Origin of the sequence: Streptomyces longispororuber (genome assembly GCF_024448165.1) — a bacterium.
GTDB lineage: Bacteria > Actinomycetota > Actinomycetes > Streptomycetales > Streptomycetaceae > Streptomyces > Streptomyces longispororuber_A.
On the sequence record NZ_JAMOLN010000210.1, the window covers coordinates 1 to 17,245 of the forward strand.

At 71.8% G+C, this 17,245-nt stretch carries 15 protein-coding genes; 4 read left to right on the forward strand and 11 right to left on the reverse strand.

Annotated features, from left to right (window positions below; genetic code table 11):
- The 6 genes from pcaB to M4J07_RS38990 form a co-directional block, all read right to left on the reverse strand.
- The coding region (pcaB, locus tag M4J07_RS38965) for a 3-carboxy-cis,cis-muconate cycloisomerase (protein WP_255980285.1) at positions 1 to 1,273 on the reverse strand (1,273 nt) is incomplete at its 3' end.
- Positions 1,270 to 1,872 carry a protocatechuate 3,4-dioxygenase subunit alpha gene (gene pcaG / locus M4J07_RS38970; protein WP_255980287.1) on the reverse strand — a complete coding sequence of 201 codons (603 nt, stop codon included), beginning with the start codon at positions 1,870 to 1,872 and terminating at the stop codon, positions 1,270 to 1,272. The genes pcaG and pcaB, both read right to left, overlap by 4 nt.
- Before the next feature lie 9 nt (positions 1,873 to 1,881).
- On the reverse strand, positions 1,882 to 2,655 hold the full coding sequence (pcaH, locus tag M4J07_RS38975) for a protocatechuate 3,4-dioxygenase subunit beta (protein WP_255980289.1): 774 nt from the start codon (positions 2,653 to 2,655) through the stop codon (positions 1,882 to 1,884).
- Between the two features lie 21 nt (positions 2,656 to 2,676).
- Positions 2,677 to 3,879 (reverse strand): thiolase family protein, encoded by a 1,203-nt coding sequence (locus M4J07_RS38980; protein WP_255980291.1) that lies wholly within the window; start codon positions 3,877 to 3,879, stop codon positions 2,677 to 2,679.
- Positions 3,876 to 4,520: a CoA transferase subunit B gene (locus M4J07_RS38985; protein WP_255980293.1), complete on the reverse strand. Its 645-nt coding sequence runs from the start codon at positions 4,518 to 4,520 to the stop codon at positions 3,876 to 3,878. Before M4J07_RS38985 ends, M4J07_RS38980 begins: the two co-directional genes overlap by 4 nt.
- Before the next feature lie 2 nt (positions 4,521 to 4,522).
- The gene (locus M4J07_RS38990; RefSeq protein WP_255980295.1) at positions 4,523 to 5,278 is read right to left on the reverse strand and encodes a CoA transferase subunit A; all 756 of its coding nucleotides are present in this window, start codon (positions 5,276 to 5,278) and stop codon (positions 4,523 to 4,525) included.
- 146 nt (positions 5,279 to 5,424) lie between these two features.
- On the opposite strand from M4J07_RS38990, the gene M4J07_RS38995 reads away from it, so the two are divergent.
- Positions 5,425 to 5,892, forward strand: coding sequence for a MarR family winged helix-turn-helix transcriptional regulator (locus tag M4J07_RS38995; RefSeq protein WP_255980297.1), 468 nt, complete (start codon positions 5,425 to 5,427; stop codon positions 5,890 to 5,892).
- A gap of 40 nt (positions 5,893 to 5,932) precedes the next feature.
- On the opposite strand, the gene M4J07_RS39000 is transcribed toward M4J07_RS38995, so the two are convergent.
- Entirely contained in the window at positions 5,933 to 6,832 is a 900-nt protein-coding gene (locus tag M4J07_RS39000) for a DUF3048 domain-containing protein (RefSeq protein WP_305128759.1), read from the reverse strand.
- Positions 6,833 to 6,923: 91 nt separating this feature from the next.
- Positions 6,924 to 7,985 carry an ATP-dependent DNA ligase gene (locus M4J07_RS39005; RefSeq protein ID WP_255980301.1) on the reverse strand — a complete coding sequence of 354 codons (1,062 nt, stop codon included), beginning with the start codon at positions 7,983 to 7,985 and terminating at the stop codon, positions 6,924 to 6,926.
- A 73-nt stretch (positions 7,986 to 8,058) separates the two neighbouring features.
- Between M4J07_RS39005 and ligD the strand changes: the two genes are divergently transcribed.
- Entirely contained in the window at positions 8,059 to 9,090 is a 1,032-nt protein-coding gene (ligD, locus tag M4J07_RS39010) for a non-homologous end-joining DNA ligase (RefSeq protein WP_255980303.1), read from the forward strand.
- 31 nt (positions 9,091 to 9,121) lie between these two features.
- On the opposite strand, the gene M4J07_RS39015 is transcribed toward ligD, so the two are convergent.
- A complete protein-coding gene (locus M4J07_RS39015; RefSeq protein ID WP_255980305.1) occupies positions 9,122 to 11,332 on the reverse strand; it encodes an OmpL47-type beta-barrel domain-containing protein in 2,211 nt (736 codons plus the stop codon).
- Positions 11,333 to 11,336: 4 nt separating this feature from the next.
- Positions 11,337 to 13,850 carry a ThuA domain-containing protein gene (locus tag M4J07_RS39020; protein ID WP_255980307.1) on the reverse strand — a complete coding sequence of 838 codons (2,514 nt, stop codon included), beginning with the start codon at positions 13,848 to 13,850 and terminating at the stop codon, positions 11,337 to 11,339.
- Positions 13,851 to 14,119: 269 nt separating this feature from the next.
- On the opposite strand from M4J07_RS39020, the gene M4J07_RS39025 reads away from it, so the two are divergent.
- Positions 14,120 to 15,064, forward strand: a complete 945-nt coding sequence (locus M4J07_RS39025; RefSeq protein WP_255980311.1) for a multicopper oxidase domain-containing protein — start codon at positions 14,120 to 14,122, stop codon at positions 15,062 to 15,064.
- 6 nt (positions 15,065 to 15,070) lie between these two features.
- Here the strand turns inward: M4J07_RS39025 and M4J07_RS39030 are convergent, their stop codons facing one another.
- Entirely contained in the window at positions 15,071 to 15,805 is a 735-nt protein-coding gene (locus M4J07_RS39030) for an IclR family transcriptional regulator (protein ID WP_255980313.1), read from the reverse strand.
- A 501-nt stretch (positions 15,806 to 16,306) separates the two neighbouring features.
- Between M4J07_RS39030 and M4J07_RS39035 the strand changes: the two genes are divergently transcribed.
- A partial coding sequence (locus M4J07_RS39035) for an ABC transporter substrate-binding protein (RefSeq protein ID WP_255980309.1) occupies positions 16,307 to 17,245 on the forward strand: 939 nt, incomplete at its 3' end.

The following is a 17,245-nucleotide window of genomic DNA, read 5'->3' on the forward strand; positions in this document are numbered from 1 at the left end:
CCGCCCCGACGTAACGCGCCGGATCCATCAGTGCGGCCACGTCGACGCCCGCCAGATCCGGTTCCTCGGCGAGCACCGCGCCCAGCGGCCGCCCTTCCGCCCGGGCCCGCCCGGCCGCCGCGGCGAGCAGCGCCTTCGCCCGGCCCCGGCCGAGCAGCCCGGCCAGCTCCGCCGACAGCCGCTCCGAGACGATCGCCCCGCCCGTGAGGCCGAGGTGCTCGCGCATCACGTCGCCGCGCACCAGCAGAGCGGGCACCAGCTCGGCGACGTCCCGCGCCGCCCCGCCGACCACCCGCAACAGTTCTTGGAGCGTGGCCCATTCGGCGTGCCACGCCCCGGCCGGGCGCTCGTCCTCGGCGGCCGTCGATCCGTACAGCGTCGCGGCGAGACCCGGGGCGCGGCGGGCCGCCGCGGCGACGAGCGTGGCCCGTACCGGGTTGGCCTTGTGCGGCATGGCGGACGAACCGCCGCCCGTGCCCTCCGCCAGTTCCCCGATCTCGGTCCGGGAGAGCGTCAGGACGTCGACGGCCACCTTGCCGAGCGCGCCCGCGGTGAACGCGAGCATGCCGGCGAGGTCCGCCACCGGCGTGCGCAGCACATGCCACGGCAACTCCGGTTCCCTGAGGTTGAGTTCACGGGCGAACTCCGTCACCAGGGGCAGCGGGTCGCTCGCCCCGTACGCCTCGAAGGCGGCCAGGGTGCCCGCGGCGCCGCCCAGTTGGACCGGAAGTCCGTCCCGGACCGTGCGCATGCGGTCGCGGGCGTCCAGAACCAGGGAGCGCCACCCGGCCGCCTTCAGGCCGAACGTCGTGGGCACCGCGTGCTGCGTGAGCGTACGGCCCGGCATCACCGTGTCCCGGTGGGCGGCGGCGAGGGCGGCCAACTCCGTCTCGATGCGCCCGAGTTCGGTCAGTACGGCGTCCAGGGTCCGCGCCGCGACCAGCATCAGTGCCGAGTCGAGGACGTCCTGGCTCGTCGCGCCCCGGTGCACGTACGGCCCGTGCTCCGCGGGCACCGCGGCCGTGAGGTCGGCGGCGAGCGGGATCACCGGGTTGCCCCCGGCGCGGGCCCGTCGCGCCAGGTCCCGGACGTCGAAGGACGCGGCGACGGCCGCCGCCGTCACGGCGTCCGCGGCCGCGGCGGGGGCGAGGCCGAGCGCGCACTGCGCGCGCGTGAGCCCCGCCTCCGCGTCCAGCAGGGCCTGCAGGAACGCCGTGTCGGACGTGGTGGCCTCGGTCGGCGCGTCCTCGGTGCCGGGGTCGAACAGGGTCACGTGAACTCCAGGAAGACCGTCTCGCCCTCGCCCTGAAGGCGGATGTCGAAACGGTACGTCCCGTCGCCCTGCGGCTTGGCGATCAGCGTGTCGCGGCGCTCCGGAGCGAGCCGCGAGAGCAGCGGGTCGGCGGCGAGCGCCGGGTCGCCCTCGAAGTAGATCCGGGTGAACAGGTGGACGAGCAGCCCGCGGGCGAACACGCACACGCTCAGATAGGGCGCGTTGGCCCCGCGTGCGCCCGGCGCCAGCGTCCGCACGTACCAGTGGCCGTCTGCATCGGTCTGGCTGCGGCCCCAGCCGGTGAACTCCACGCCGTTGCGGCCCAGATAGCCGCCGGTGGCCGGGTCGCGCCGGATCGAGCCGTCGACCCGCGGCAGCTCGCCCTCGGTGTCGGGGCCCCAGATCTCCAGGAACGCGTCGGGCAGCGGCGTGCCCGCGCCGTCGTACACGTAGCCGCGCACGACGACCTGGTGCGCGGCGCCGGCGGGCGCGATGTCCGCGCCCCCGGGGAACGGCAGCGCGTAGCCGTAGAACGGGCCCACCGTGTGCGACGGCGTGGGCAGCACGTTCGCCGGATCGGTCGTGTCGGTCTTCGTCATGGTGGTCGCTCAGCGCCCTTCTTCGATCCAGGTGGCCTGCGGGCCGTCCAGCACGATGTCCCAGTGGTAGCCCATGGAGAACTCCGGCACGGACAGGCCGTGGTCGTACGTCGCGACCAGCCGGGCCCGCGCCGCGTCGTCCGTCACCGACTGGATGATCGGGTCGTACGGGAACAGCGGGTCGCTCGGGAAGTACATCTGCGTCACGAGCCGCTGCGTGAACGCCGAACCGAACATCGAGAAGTGGATGTGCGCGGGCCGCCAGGCGTTCACGTGGTTGCGCCACGGGTACGGTCCTGGCTGGATCGTGGTGAAGTGATAGCGGCCCTGATCGTCCGTCAGCATCCGCCCCACACCGGTGAAGTTGGGGTCGAGCGGCGCGTCGTGCTGCTCGCGCTGATGGGCATAGCGGCCCGCCGAGTTGGCCTGCCAGATCTCCACCAGCTGGCCGCGCACCGGGCGGCCCTGCCGGTCGAGGAGGCGGCCCGAGACGGTGATCCGCTCGCCGATCGGTTCGCCGGTGTGCTGCCGGGTGAGGTCGTTGTCGATCTCGGTGATGTCGCGCTCGCCGAACGCGGGCGAACCGAGCTCGACCAGCTCCGGGTCCTTGCTGACGTCGATGGCGACCGGCGGCTGGAGGGGATGGCGCAGCGTGGAGGACCGGTAGGGGGCGTAGTCGCGGCGCGGATGGTGCTCGACCGGCGCGCCGTCGGCGACCCGCTTCTCGTACGCGGCGCGCTCGGCCGCGATCTCCGTGTCCATGTCGTGCTGGGTGAGCGTCATGGGAGTCCCTGACCTTTCTGGCTAACGTTCCAGGACGAGGGCGAGGCCCTGGCCGACGCCGATGCAGAGGGTGGCGACGCCGACCCCCGAACCCTTGCGGGCGAGCTGGTGGGCGACGGTGCCGGCGAGCCGGGCGCCGGACGCGCCGAGCGGATGGCCCAGCGCGATGGCGCCGCCCTGCGGGTTGAGGACCGCCGGGTCGAGACCGGGCCACTCGGCGACGCAGCCGAGGACCTGCGCGGCGAACGCCTCGTTCAGCTCCAGGGTCGACAGATCGTCGAATCCCTTCCCCGCCTTGGCGAGTGCCCGGTGCACGGCGTCCACCGGCGCCAGTCCGAAGTAGTGCGGGTCGAGCGCGGCGACACCGGACGCGGAGATCCGGGCGAGCGGCTCCCGCCCGGTGGCCGCGAGGCCCGCCTCGTCGACCAGGAGCAGCGCGGCGGCGCCGTCGTTGAGCGGCGAGGCGTTGCCCGCGGTGACCGTGCCGCCGTCCGTGCGGAAGGACGGCTTGAGCTTCGCCATCGCCTCCAGGGACGCGGTCGGGCGCACGCACTCGTCGGTGGCGACGACGACCGGGTCGCCCTTGCGCTGCGGGATCGTCACCGGCGCGATCTCCGCGTCGAACAGCCCGTCGCGCTGCGCCGCGGCCGCCTTGTGGTGACTGGCGAGGGCGAACGCGTCCTGCTGCTCGCGGGTGATGCCGTGCCTGTCGGCGATGAGTTCGGCCGACTCGCCCAGCGGCACCGTCCACTGCGGCTCCATCCGCGGGTTGACCATGCGCCAGCCCAGCGTGGTGGAGTACAGCTCGGTGTGCGCCGCCGGGAAGGGCCGGTCGTTCTTGGGCAGCACGTAGGGGGCGCGGGTCATCGACTCGACGCCGCCCGCGACCGCGATCGACGCGTCGCCGACCGCGATGGCGCGGGCCGCCTGGACGACGGCCTCCAGGCCCGAGGCGCACAGCCGGTTCACGGTCACGCCGGGCACGGAGGTCGGCAGACCGGCGAGCAGCCCGGCCATCCGGGCCACGTTGCGGTTCTCCTCGCCCGCGCCGTTCGCGTTCCCGTAGTAGACGTCGTCGATCCGGGCCGGATCCAACTCGGGCGTACGGGCGATCAGTTCACGGATGGCGTGCGCGGCCAGGTCGTCCGGGCGGACGGCGGCCAGCGCGCCGTTGTACCGGCCGACCGGGGTGCGGACCGCGTCGACGACGTAGACGTCCTTCACCGCACACCGTCCCGGACCAGGACCGGCGCCGCGGTCTTCGCGACGACCTCCGCCACATCGACGTCCGGCGCCAACTCGACCAGCTCCAGGCCCTGTTCCGTGACGTCGAGGACGGCGAGGTCGGTGATGATCCGGTCCACGCAGCCCTTGCCGGTCAGCGGCAGCGAGCACTCCTCGACCAGCTTCGGCGAGCCGTCCTTCGCGGTGTGCGTCATCGTGACGATCACCGTGCGCGCGCCGTGCACCAGGTCCATCGCCCCGCCGATCCCGGTGATCATCTTGCCGGGAACGGCCCAGTTCGCGAGGTCGCCCGCCGCGGACACCTGCATGGCGCCGAGCACGGCGACGTCGATGTGGCCGCCGCGGATCATCCCGAAGGAGAGCGCCGAGTCGAAGAACGAGGCGCCGGGCAGGACGGTCACCGTCTCCTTGCCCGCGTTGATCAGGTCCGGGTCGACCGCGTCCTGCGCCGGGTAGGGGCCGGTGCCCAGGATTCCGTTCTCGGACTCCAGGATCACCTCCACGCCGCTCGGCAGGTGGTTGGGGATGAGGGTGGGCAGGCCGATGCCCAGGTTCACGTACTGTCCGTCGCGCAGCTCACGCGCCGCGCGCGCCGCCATCTGCTCCCGCGTCCACGCCATCGTCACTCACTCACCGTTCGCTTCTCGATGCCCTTGTCGGCGGCCTGCTCCGGAGTGAGGGCGACCACCCGCTGCACGAAGATCCCCGGCAGGTGCACCGCGTCCGGCTCGATCTCGCCGGGCTCCACCAGCTCCTCCACCTCGGCGATCGTGACCTTTCCGGCCGTGGCGGCAAGGGGGTTGAAGTTCCGGGACGACTTGTTGAACACCAGGTTCCCGTGCCGGTCGCCCTTCGCGGCCCGGACGAGGGCGAAGTCCGTGCGGATGCCGTGCTCCAGGACGTACTCGACCCCGTCGAACGCCCGGACCTCCTTGGGCGGCGAGGCCTTCGCGACGCCGCCCGAGCCGTCGTAGCGCCACGGCAGTCCGCCGTCCGCGACCTGGGTGCCGACACCGGCCGGGGTGTAGAAGGCGGGGATGCCGGCGCCGCCCGCGCGCAGCCGCTCCGCGAGGGTGCCCTGCGGGATCATCTCGACCTCGATCTCCCCGGCCAGGTACTGCCGGGCGAACTCCTTGTTCGCGCCGATGTACGAGCCGGTGACCCGGGCGATGCGGCCTGCCGCCAGCAGGACCGCGAGGCCGGACTCCATGGCGCCGCAGTTGTTCGACACCACGGAGAGGCCGCCGGTGCCCTGCTCGTACAGTGCCCTGATCAGTACGTTCGGCACGCCGCTGAGGCCGAATCCGCCGACCGCCAGGGACGCGCCGTCCCCCACGTCGGCGACGGCCCGTGCCGCCGTGGCGACCACCTTGTCCATGTGTCCAAGACCCGTCTCTAGAACCACCAAGAATTGCTCAGCGCACTGAGCATTTCCTCAACTGGCCTCACGTTGCCACTGGGTATGTGAACCGTCAAGGGTCTACGATTGCTCAGCACACCGGCACAAACGCAGGGAGGGCCACGATGGCCGCGGTGGATCTGACCACCCATCCCGGGCATCTCGCCCGGCGGCTCCAGCAGGCGCACTACCTGCTGTGGAACACGATGGTCTCGGAGGAGATCACGTCCCCGCAGTTCGCGGTCCTGAACGCGCTGGTGGCCGAGCCGGGCCTCGACCAGCGCACCGTCGGCGAGCGGGTCGGTCTGGACCGTTCCACGATCGCCGAGGTGATCAGCCGGCTGACCAGGCGCGAACTGGTCGACAAGGTCAGGGACCCGCAGGACGGCCGCCGCTGGCTGCTGCGGCTGACGGCGGAGGGACTGCGCACGCACAAGAAGCTGACCGTGCGCACGGCCCGGATGAACCAGATCTTCCTGGGCCCGCTGAGCGCGGACGAGCAGACGGTGTTCTTCGACCTGATCCAGCGGGTCGCCGACGCGGCCGAGGGGCTCCGCAACCCGCAGGAGCCGGTGGCCGCGAGCCGCGGCTGACCGGGTCGCCTGCTCCTTCGGCTCCTTCGGCTCCTTCTGCCTACTCCTTCTGACTCTGCTCCTTCTTCGCGAAGACCACCCACACCGGCCCCGGCGCGAACGCCACCGCCTCCCCGCCGTCCGCCGCCCTGAACGTCGTGCCCGAACCCGCGCCCGGCCGCGTCCACCGCGTCTCGTAGGCCCGCCCGTCCCGCAGCACCACGGCCCGCCCCGAGCCGACGGTCCGGGACAGCGGTGATGTGCTGCCGAGCCGGTCGTGGAAGCGGGACGGCCGGACGTCGACGTACTGCACGACGACCGTCGCCGCGGTCAGCCGCCTCCCCTCCGCCGTCAGGGCCTGTCGCCCGTCCATGCCCACGAGCCAACGGCGCTGCCCCGCCGACCAGTCGAAGGAGAACCGGGCCGCGGGGAAGCGCACCGTCCTCGCCGTCTCGGCCCGCCCGCCACGCGGGACCGCCGAGGAGAACCGGAACCCGGCCGCCGCGCCCGCGTCCTCCCCTGCGGCCACACCGCCGAGCCTGGCCGGCCGCAGGTACAGGTTGTGCGGCGCGGGCTTGCCGCCGCCCCGGAAGTACGCGCCGTCCGCCGCGCCCGGCGGCACCGCCCGCAGCGGAGCCGCCTCGATCAGCGGCCGCAGCCTGCCCTGCGCCCCCGAGTACGCAAGCGTCGGACGGTCGAACTGGCGCAGCAGCTCCAGATCCGTCTCCCGCGCGCTGCGCACCGGCCCCACCACCGCCGGGACGCGGGACCCGAAGACCGCCATGAGGCGGCTGAGCCCGCCCTCCACCTGCTCCGCGTAGACGATGTCCGCCGCGTCGAGCCCGGTCTGCGGCCGGGCCGCACCCACGTTGTCGATCTTCACGGCGAGCAGGGCCGTGCGGCGCCCGGACGGGGTCACCGGCCCGTTCCCGTCGCGCGGCTCGCACCCCGCTCCCAGCATCGCGAGCCCACCGACCACGAACGCACGCCTGCGTATCCCGTCCACGGCGACTGCATACCCAGCGGGCGACCGTGTTCACCCCCGCACCGCGTCAGCGCAGCACGTCCGCCAGGTCGAACTTCATGGGCTCGTCCAGCTGCGCGTACGTACAGCTCTCCGGCGTCCGGTCGGGGCGCCAGCGCCGGAAACGCGCCGTGTGCCGGAACCGGGCCCCGTTCTCCATGTGCTCGTACGCCACCTCGGCCACCAGCTCCGGGCGCAGCGCCACCCACGACAGGTCCTTCTTGCCGGTCCACCGGCTGGTCGCCCCCGGCAGCCGGGACTTCTCGTGGGCGGCCTCCTCGGTCCAGGCCGCCCACGGGTGGCCCTCGGCGGACTCCATGCGCAGCGGCTCCAGCTCGGTGATCAGCTCCGCGCGCCGCTTCGTCGTGAAGGCGGCGCAGACGCCGACGTGCTGCAGCGTGCCCGTGTCGTCGTGCAGGCCGAGCAGCAGCGAGCCGACGACGGGGCCGCTCTTGTGGAAGCGGTACCCGGCGACCACGCAGTCCGCGGTCCGCTCGTGCTTGATCTTGATCATCAGGCGCTCGTTCTGCCGGTACCGCAGATCGAGCGGCTTGGCCACGACGCCGTCCAGGCCCGCCCCCTCGTACTGCTCGAACCAGCGCTGCGCCAGCTCCGCGTCCGTGGTGGCCGGTGCCAGGTGCAGCGGGGCGGTGGCGCCCGCGAGGATCTCCTCCAGGCGGCCCCTGCGCTCGGTCAGGGGCGCGTCGACCAGGGACTCGTCGCCCAGCGCGAGGACGTCGAAGGCCACGAACGACGCGGGCGTGCGCTCCGCCAGCGTGCGGACCCGGGAATCGGCCGGATGGATCCGCTCGGTCAGCGCGTCGAAGTCGAGACGCCCGTCCCGCGCGATCACGATCTCGCCGTCGAGGACGCAGCGCTCGGGCAGCCGCTCCGCGAGAGCCGTGACCAGCTCGGGAAAGTACCTGGTCAGCGGCTTGGTGGAGCGGCTGGTGAGGTCGAGTTCGGTCCCGTCGCGGAACACGATCGCCCGGAATCCGTCCCACTTCGCCTCGTAGTGCATCCCGGCCGGGATGCGGGCGGCGGACTTGGCGAGCATCGGGCGGACCGGTGGCATGACGGGAAGATCCATGCACCGATTCTGACCTCTATCGACACTCATCGCCCGGTATGCGTGATACGTCCCTTCGGCCTAGCGTGGGCGCATGGGCAGCAAGGGTGCGGCAGTGGAGCTGGAGGCGGGCGGACGGACGGTGCGTCTGTCCAGCCCCGACAAGGTGTTCTTCCCCGACGGCGGGACGACGACCTACACGAAACTCGACCTCGCGAACTACTTCCTCGCGGTGGGCGACGGCATCGTGCGCGCCCTGCGGGACCGGCCGACGACCCTGGAGCGCTACCCCGACGGCGTGACCGGCGAGTCCTTCTACCAGAAGCGCGCCCCCAAGAACCTGCCCGACTGGATCCCCACCGCCACCATCACCTTCCCCTCGGGCCGCACCGCCGACGAGATGTGCCCCACCGAGATCGCCGCCGTGATCTGGGCCGCCCAGTACGGCACGCTCACCTTCCACCCCTGGCCGGTGCGCCGCGCCGACCCCGATCACCCCGACGAGCTCCGCATCGACCTCGACCCGCAGCCCGGCACCGACTACGCCGACGCCGTGCACGCCGCCCGCGAACTCCGGTCCGTACTCCACGACTTCGGCGGTCTGCGCGGCTGGCCCAAGACGTCCGGCGGGCGCGGCCTGCACGTCTTCGTGCCCATCGAACCGCGCTGGACCTTCGTCGAGGTCCGGCGCGCCGCCATCGCCTGCGGCCGCGAACTGGAGCGCAGGATGCCGGAGTTCGTCACGACCGCCTGGTGGAAGGAGGAGCGCGGCGAGCGGATCTTCGTCGACTTCAACCAGACGGCCCGCGACCGCACCATCGCCTCCGCCTACTCCGTCCGCGCCCGCCCCCACGCCCCGGTCTCCGCCCCGCTCACCTGGGACGAGCTCGGCGACGCGCTGCCCCGCGACTTCGACATCGCCACCATGCCGAAGCGGTACGCCGAACTCGGCGACGTGCACGCGGACATGGACAAGGAGCGGCACTCCCTGGACGCACTCCTCGAACTCGCCGACCGGGACGAGAAGGACCGCGGCCTCGGCGATCTGCCGTACCCGCCCGAGTACCCGAAGATGCCGGGCGAGCCCAAGCGGGTACAGCCGAGCCGGGCCAGACACGAGGACTGACCCGGCTCGACCCACCTGCGTGCAGCGGGACCTACAGCTCCTTCACCCGGATGTCCCGGTAGGAGATGACGTCCGTCGTGCTGTGCACCTGGAGCCCGATGTAGCCGGAGGCGTACCGCCGGCCGTCCGTGCCCGGGTCGTCGCCGCGCGGCGGCTCGAAGACCTGGCCTCCGGTGTTGTCGAACTCGTTGATCAGCACGCCGTTGCGGTAGATCGAGTAGTGCTGGTCCACCACCTTCACCTCGTAGTCGTTCCACGTGCCCTTCTGGGTGACGCCCGCTCCCGCGAGGCCGACCCGGTCGAAGCCGTAGATCGAACCGGTCTTGTACATGTCGCCGTCAGGCTTGTCGAGCACCTGTATCTCGTGCCCGTACTTGATGGCGACCCACTCCGGACGCGACTCCTCGGGGTTGTCGTGGACCCACGGGAAGCGCACGAACACACCGCCGTTGGCGTTGCCGGTGCCCGGCGCGTCGTCCCGCCACTGGAGCTTCAGCGAGAAGTCGCCGTACTTGCGCGTCGGAAGCCAGAGCATGCCCATGCCGGACACGGTCGGATCGCTGGTGATCGCGCCGTCGCCGCTCAGCAGGAACTTCCCGCCGCCGACCTGCTCCCACTTGCCGAACGTCTCCTGCGTGCCGTCCATGATCTTCCGGTAGCCGTCGGTCTGCCCCGGCTTGCCGATCCCGGACTGCTTGGCGGCGCGGTTGATCTTGTTGTACTCGCGCTGGTCGATGACGCCTTCCTTGAGGAGCCGGTCCGTGACCGTCTTCACGTGCTTCAGGAAGAGGGCCTGGGACGTCCACTCCTTCTCGTCCTCGATCAACTCGTTGATCCTGCACCGGTTGTTCGTGACCCGGTTCGGGATGCCGGTGTCGACCGTGCCGACGATGACCGTCAACCGCTCGTCGAACTCGGCACAGTTGGGCGCGGGAACCCCGCCGCCCGAGGCGACCGCGAACACGAAGGTCTGCGCGGCCGAGGTGTTCCCGGCCTTGTCGCTCGCCCGGTACGCCACCGAGTGCGCGCCCACCCGGTCCACCACCACGGGGGCGGTGTACGCGAGATAGGGGCCGCCGTCGAGCGAGTACTCGACCTTGTCGACGCCCGACTTGTCGTCCGTCGCCGCCAGCGTCAGCTTCGCGCTGTTGACGTAGGCGCCGTCGGAGTTCTTGTCGCCGCCCACCGTGAGCGAGACCGTCGGCGGGTTCGTGTCCTGCGGCGGCGTCGCCACCAGCGTGAAGTCGACGGACTTCACGGCGGCCTGGTTGCCCGCCTTGTCGCTCGCCCGGTAGCGCACCGTGTAGGTGCCCGGGTCGTGCACCATCACCGGGGCGGTGTACGGCTGCCAGGCGCCGTCGGCACCGACCGCGTACTCGATGGCGTTGACGCCGGAACCGGTGTCGGACGCGGTGACCGTCACGGTCGCCATGCCGACGTAGGCGCCGTCCGCGTTCTTCTCGCCGCTGACCGTCGCCGACGTCTCCGGCGGCGTCTTGTCGTCGGTCGGCGGTGCGACCACCGTGAAGTCCAGCGACTTCTCGGCGGACGTGTTGCCCGCCTTGTCGGTCGCCTTGTACTTCACCGTGTGCGCGCCCACCTGGTCGACGACCACGGGCGTCGTGTACGGCGTGTACGCGCCGCCGTCCAGGGCGTACTCGATCCGGTCGACACCCGAACCGGCGTCGGTCGCGGCGACGCTCACCGAGGCCGAACCGATGAAGGCGCCGTCGGCGTCCGTCTGCCCCTCCGCCTTCGCGGAGGTCTCCGGGGCCGTCGTGTCGTCGGTGCCGCCGTCGGTGACGACGAGGATGCCCTGCATCGACTCGTGGCCCGGGATCGAGCAGTGGAAGCGGTAGCGGCCGGGGGAGAGCGTGACCTCCACCGAGTGCTTGCCGCCCTCCGCGTCGAACGGATTGGCCAGGATGTTCAGCGGCACGTCGTTGTTGTACTCGGGGTCCGACACGTCGAACGTCAACGTGTGCGGCATGCCCGTCGTGTTGCCGGTCGCCGCGCTGTTCTCGAAGACGATCGTGGTCTTGCCCGCGACCGCCGTCGCCGGCGCCGACGCGTACTTCGTGATGTCGTCGCCGGCCGTCCAGGTGAGCACCTGGTCGGCCGCCGCCACGGGCGCGGGAGCCGCGCTCGCGGAGGGCAGCGCCCCGAGCCCGAGGACCATCAGCAGGGCGCCGAGCAGCGCGGTCAGGAGTCTGTGTCGGCCGTGGATGCGATGTCTGCGCATGAGGTCAGCCCTTCCTGGCCAGCTGATCGGCCGCCGGGGTCGCCTCGCCGCCCGTGTAAGTGACCTTCCACAGGGCCGACTTGGCGTCGGAGGTGAAGAAGCCGCGCCCGTAGTCGAGGACGTACAGCGCACCGTCGGGACCGAACTTCCAGTCCATCAGGTTCTTGATGCCGTCGTTCCCGATCGGGACGATCTTCTTGAGCGACTCGGAGTGGATTGGGATCGATCCGTCGCCGTGCGTCTTCGGGTCGGTGAGGACCGCGTTGCGCGGCTGGTCGGAGTCGTAGAAGTCACCGACGAACCACTTGCCGTCCCAGTAGCTCGGCCACTTGTCCGCGTTCGGGATCGCCGCGTCGTACCGGTACAGCGGTCCGTCCATCGCGGCCTGGCCGCCGCCCTTCAGCCACGGCAGCAGGTACGTCGCCTCCTCCTTCTTGTACGAGGGCACGCCGTTGGCGTCGCGCGGATAGTCCGGCGCCCCGCCCTGCGGCGAGTACCAGATGTTGTTGCCGGTGACCGGCGGCAGGTTCACGAGGCCGTCGTTGTTCGGCGACTCGTTCTTCGGGTGGTCGCAGTCGTACCAGCCGAGCGGCTTCGTCGGATCCGGCAGGTTGCGGTCGCGGTAGGGCTGCTTGTTGCCCATGCAGTACGGCCAGCCGCGGTTGCTCGCCTTGGTGATGACGGCGAACGTGTCGTACTTCGCCGGACCCCACGTCGTCGACGGCTCACCGGCGTCCGGACCGACCCAGCCCGCGTACAGCGTGTCGGTCTTCTTGTCGACCGAGATGCGCGCCGGGTTGCGGACGCCCATCACATAGATCTCGCCCCGCGTCTTCCCGCCGCCCTCGGCGGTCTCCTTCCCGGTGAAGAGGTTCCCCTCCGGCAGCGTGTACGTGCCGTCGGCCTCCGGGTGGATGCGCAGGATCTTGCCGTTCAGGTTGTTCGTGTTGCCCGCGGTGCGGCGCGCGTCGGCGAACGAGACGCCCTTGTAGTTCGGCTCCGGGTTGTTGCCCGAGTAGCCGTTGCTGAACTGCGAGGAGTTGTTGTCACCGGTCGCGATGTACAGGTTGCCCTTGGAGTCCCAGGCCATCCCGCCGCCCGCGTGGCAGCAACTGTGCACCTGTACCGGCCACTTGAGCAGCACCTTCTCGCTCGCCATGTCCAGCTTGTTCGTGGTCTGGTCGAGCGTGAAGCGGGAGACCTGTCGCACGGCCATCTGCTTGTCGCGGTCGAGCCCCGAGTGCGGCGTGTAGTGCAGGTACACCCACCCGTTCTGCTCGAACTTCGGGTCCAGCTCGATCCCGAGCAGCCCCTCCTCGACCTTGATCAGTTCGTCGCCGCCGCCCTTGTTGCCGAAGACGGTGAGCGCGCCGGCCTGGGTGACCTTCTTGGTCTTCGGGTCGTAGACGTGGATCTCGCCCTTGCCCTTGCCGATGTCGGGGTTGTTCCAGTCGGTGATCACCGGCTGCGAGGAGTCCGCGCCGCCGCGCCCGATGTAGAAGATCCGGCCGTCGGGCGCCGTCACCAGGCCGTGCGGCTCGCCGATCTGGTCGTTCTGCCCGGGCTGGTTGGGCTGGGTGAGGCGCTCCGCCTTGTAGTTGGAGTTGATCGCGGCCTTGCAGTCGGCGCGCACGATCCGCGACGTCCACAGCAGGGCGCCGCGCAGGTGGTCGCGGAAGTCGACCTCGTCGTACGAGGCGACGGTGCCGCCCATCCCGGTGTAGAAGGACCGGCCGCCGTCGTAGTCACGGCACCAGCTCACCGGGTGGTCCGCGCCGTTCTTGCTGTCACCGGGCTTGTACGTCGACTCCCGCACCCGCGCGACCGTGTGCACGTCGCCGGACGGGTTCTTCACCCAGTTCAGCCACTGGTCGGGGCGCTTCCACTGCACCGGCAGGTCCTTCGTCGCCGGATGCTGCCGGTCGCCGACCTCGACCGTCGCGCGCTGCACGTCGGTCGGCGAGGAGGCGGCGGGCCGGGCCCCGACCAGACCGGTGAACCAGTCCGAGTACGGCTCGGCGCGCGCGGCGTCGTGGATGCCGACGAAACCGCCGCCGGCCTCCATGTACGTCTCGAGGCCCGCCTCCTGGTCCGGGTCGAGGACGTCGCCCCCGCCGGTCAGGAACACGACGGAGTTGAACCGGCCCAGCTTGGTGGCGTTGGTGAAGACGGACGCGTCGTCGGTCGCGGTGATCGTGAACCGCTGACCGGCGGGCCCCGAAAGACCGATCTTCTCGATGGCCTCGATGCCCGCGTTCACCAGGGGCGACTCGTCACCGCCGGCCGCGGACCCGTAGAACACCAGGACCCGCACGTTGGCGCCGCCGGGCGGCGACGGAAGGGACATCGTTGTCAGGCCTGGTTCGGGCGCCGGTCGCGCGCTGGCGGCCGGACCGCTGAGCAGCCCGGCGGCCACGGCGGTGGTGGCTACTCCCACCGCCCAGACCCGGGCGCGTCTGCGCCTGCTCGCTCTGAACTCTCGTACGGGCAACGGCTTTTGATGCGGTAACCGCCGCATGTGTTCACCCACCCCTCATCGGACACAGCAACAGCGCGGATGAAGCTAGACCTCTTTTCATGGCTCGCCAATAGGTTGGACCGCAATGGCACAAACTTTGTCCTGAGTGTGGATAAACGAAGATCCTCTGGCTACGGTGCACAGCGCGACGTGAAAGCCCGTACGAGGGTGGGGAGTTGGCCGTGACGGAGCACGACGGACCGGATCAGACGAGTGACAGGGCGAGTGACAAGGCGAGCGACCAGGACAGACGGGCGCTCAGCCGCCGCATGCTGATCGGTGGCGCCGTGGCGGCGACCGCCGGCGTGACATCGTTGTCCATCGGGGCGTCGGCCCCGGCGGCGCTGGGCGCCGACACCCCGCCGCGCACCGCGCCGGCGGGCGGCGAGGTCAAGCGGATCAAGATGTACGCGGAGAAGCTCGCGGACGGGCAGCTCGGCTACGGCTTCGAGAAGGGCAAGGCGTCGGTCCCCGGCCCGCTCATCGAGCTCAACGAGGGCGACACGCTGCACATCGAGTTCGAGAACCTCACGGACGCCGACGCCAGCCTGCACGTCCACGGCATGGACTACGAGATCTCCAGCGACGGCACCCGGATGAACCGCAGCCACGTCGAGCCCGGCGGCACCCGCACCTACACCTGGCGCACCCATGCCCCGGGCCGCCGCAAGGACGGCACCTGGCGCCCCGGCACGGCGGGCTACTGGCACTACCACGACCACGTGGTGGGCACCGACCACGGCACCGGCGGCATCCGCAAGGGCCTCTACGGACCCGTGATCGTGCGCCGCAAGGGCGACATCCTGCCCGACCCCGGCAAGACGTTCACGATCGTCTTCAACGACATGACGATCAACAACAAGGCTGCCCACGAAGCGCCCAACTTCGAGGCCACGGTGGGCGATCGGGTCGAGATCGTGATGATCACGCACGGCGAGTACTACCACACGTTCCACATGCACGGTCACCGCTGGGCGGACAACCGCACGGGCATGCTCACCGGACCCGACGACCCCAGTCAGGTCCTCGACAACAAGATCTGCGGCCCGGCCGACTCCTTCGGCTTCCAGATCATCGCGGGCGAGGGCGTCGGCGCCGGGGCCTGGATGTACCACTGCCACGTCCAGAGTCACTCGGACATGGGGATGGCGGGGCTGTTCCTGGTGAAGAAGGCGGACGGGTCGATCCCGGACTACGACGCGCCGCACCACTGACCCGGGCTACGCCGGGGCCCTGCGCTCGCCCGGCGGGAGCAGCAGCACTTCGAGGGCCCGGGCGCAGGCCCGGGCCCGCTCCAGGAACCAGGACTCCCGCGCGTCCGTGATCAGGTCCGGCGTGGCCCGCACCGCCAGGGCGAAGCGGGCGTGCTCCGCGTGGTCGAGGACCGGGACCGCGAGGGTGCGCACCCCGTGCGCGGACTCGCCGTCGTTCCGGGCGTGCCCGGCCGCCCGGACCCGCGTCAACTCCCGCTCCAGCACCTCCCGTTCGACGATCGTGCGGTCCGTGAAGGCGTGCAGCGGCGGCAGTGCGGCGAGGTCGCCGTCGCCGGGCCGCGGCCAGGCGAGCAGTACCTTGCCGAGCGCCGTCGAGTGCAGCGGTCGGCGCAGGCCCACCTTCGGCGTGACCGAGCCGCCCGCCACGATCACCGCGTACGGGCCGCTGCGCAGCGCCAAGTCGGCCGTCGCGCCCGTGCGTTCGGCCAGATCGGCGAGTTCGGGCGCCGCCAGATGCAGACCCCGCTGGTGGTACGAGAGCCGGCCCAGCTCGGTGACCGCAGGGCCGAGCCGGTAGCGGGCGGTGCGGAAGTCCTGCTCCAGGAAACCGGCGGCCAGCAGGGTGCGGGCGAGCCGGTGCGCCGTGGACACCGGCAGCTCCAGACGCCGCGCCAGGTCCGACGCGCTCAGGTCCGGCCCGTTGTCGTGGAAGCAGTGCAGCACGTCGAGCGCCCGGCGCACCGCCTGGGCGCCGGCCGGCGCACGGGCCGGACGGGCGGCATCGGCGAGGTGGTCGGTCACGGCGGCCCCCAGGTCGGACGACGACTTGATCTCCCACATTACGGCAGTGGAAGGGGCGCCAAATCCTGCTCCGCAACAGTGCGTTCACACTCATTCCCACATGATGGGAAGCAGCTTGCCGGGTCCTCACCAGCCGTGGCACGCTGCCGCCACCAGCACGTCACCGCACCACGGCACGTCACCGCACCACCCGTGCCCGGGCCAGAGAGGGGAGCCGCGCCATGCGCCGTCGCATCGACCGTGCCGCGCCCGCCGTCCCCCTGGTCACGCTCGGGTTCACGCTGCGCCGGCACATCGACCTCGGCCGCGTGAGCAGCACCTCCTGTCGCCGCCGCGCCTGACGCGCAGCGCCGTACGACCTCTCCCCGTGCCCCGCCCGGCGGTCTCCGCCGGCCCACGCACGCCCACGCCCGCGCACACTCCTGACACCCGGGATCCGCCATGCCCGCGCACACCGCCACCCGCACCACCCCTGACACCCTCTGGTTCACCCGCTGTCCCGTGCCCACGGCCACCGGCATCGCCGCCGACCGGCACTGGCTGGCCGAGGAGTTCGCCGCCGACGGCATCGCGGTCCGCTCCCTGCAGGACGCCGCGCCCGACGTCGACCGGCAGACGCACTACACGCACGCCCTGCCCGGACTGTTCCGCGAGGGCGGCAACGTGCCCGCCCTGTGGGCCCGCTCGCGCGGCGAGGAGACCCGGCTCATCGGGCTGACCTGGATCGAGGAACGCCAGGCGGTCCTCGTCCGGCCCGACAGCCCCGTCCGCGACGCCGACGCGCTGCGCGGCCTGCGCGTGGCGGTGCCCCGGCACGCCATCGCCATCGACTTCTGGCGGGCCATGGCGCTGCGCGGCTTCGACGGCGTCCTCGCCTCCGCCGGACTCGGCCCCGACGACGTGCGCCGCGTCGACGTACCCGCCGACGGGCACGACGGGCAGTGGGCGGCGGAACTGGCCGCGCTGCGCCGCGGCGACGTCGACGCGGTCTACGTCAAGGGCGCCCTCGCCGTCGAGGCGGCCCGCCGCGCCGGCGCCCGGGTCGCCGTCGAACTCGACGAGCTGCCGGACCGCACGCACCGCGTCAACAACGGCACGCCGCGGCCCATCACCGTCCACCAGCGCCTCCTCGACGACCACCCGGACCTCGTCGACCGGTTCCTGGCCGTGCTGCTGCGCGCCGCCGACTGGGCCGCCGGCCACCCCGGCGACGTCGCCCGCATCCTCGGCGCCGAGACCGGCGCGGGCGCCGAGGGCGTCGCCGGGGCGTACCGGCCCGGCACCCACCGCACCCTCCACCCCGACCTGTCCGCCGACCGCCTCGACCTGCTCGCCCGGCAGGAGAGCGGGCTGCGCGCCCACGGCTTCCTGCCCGCCCCC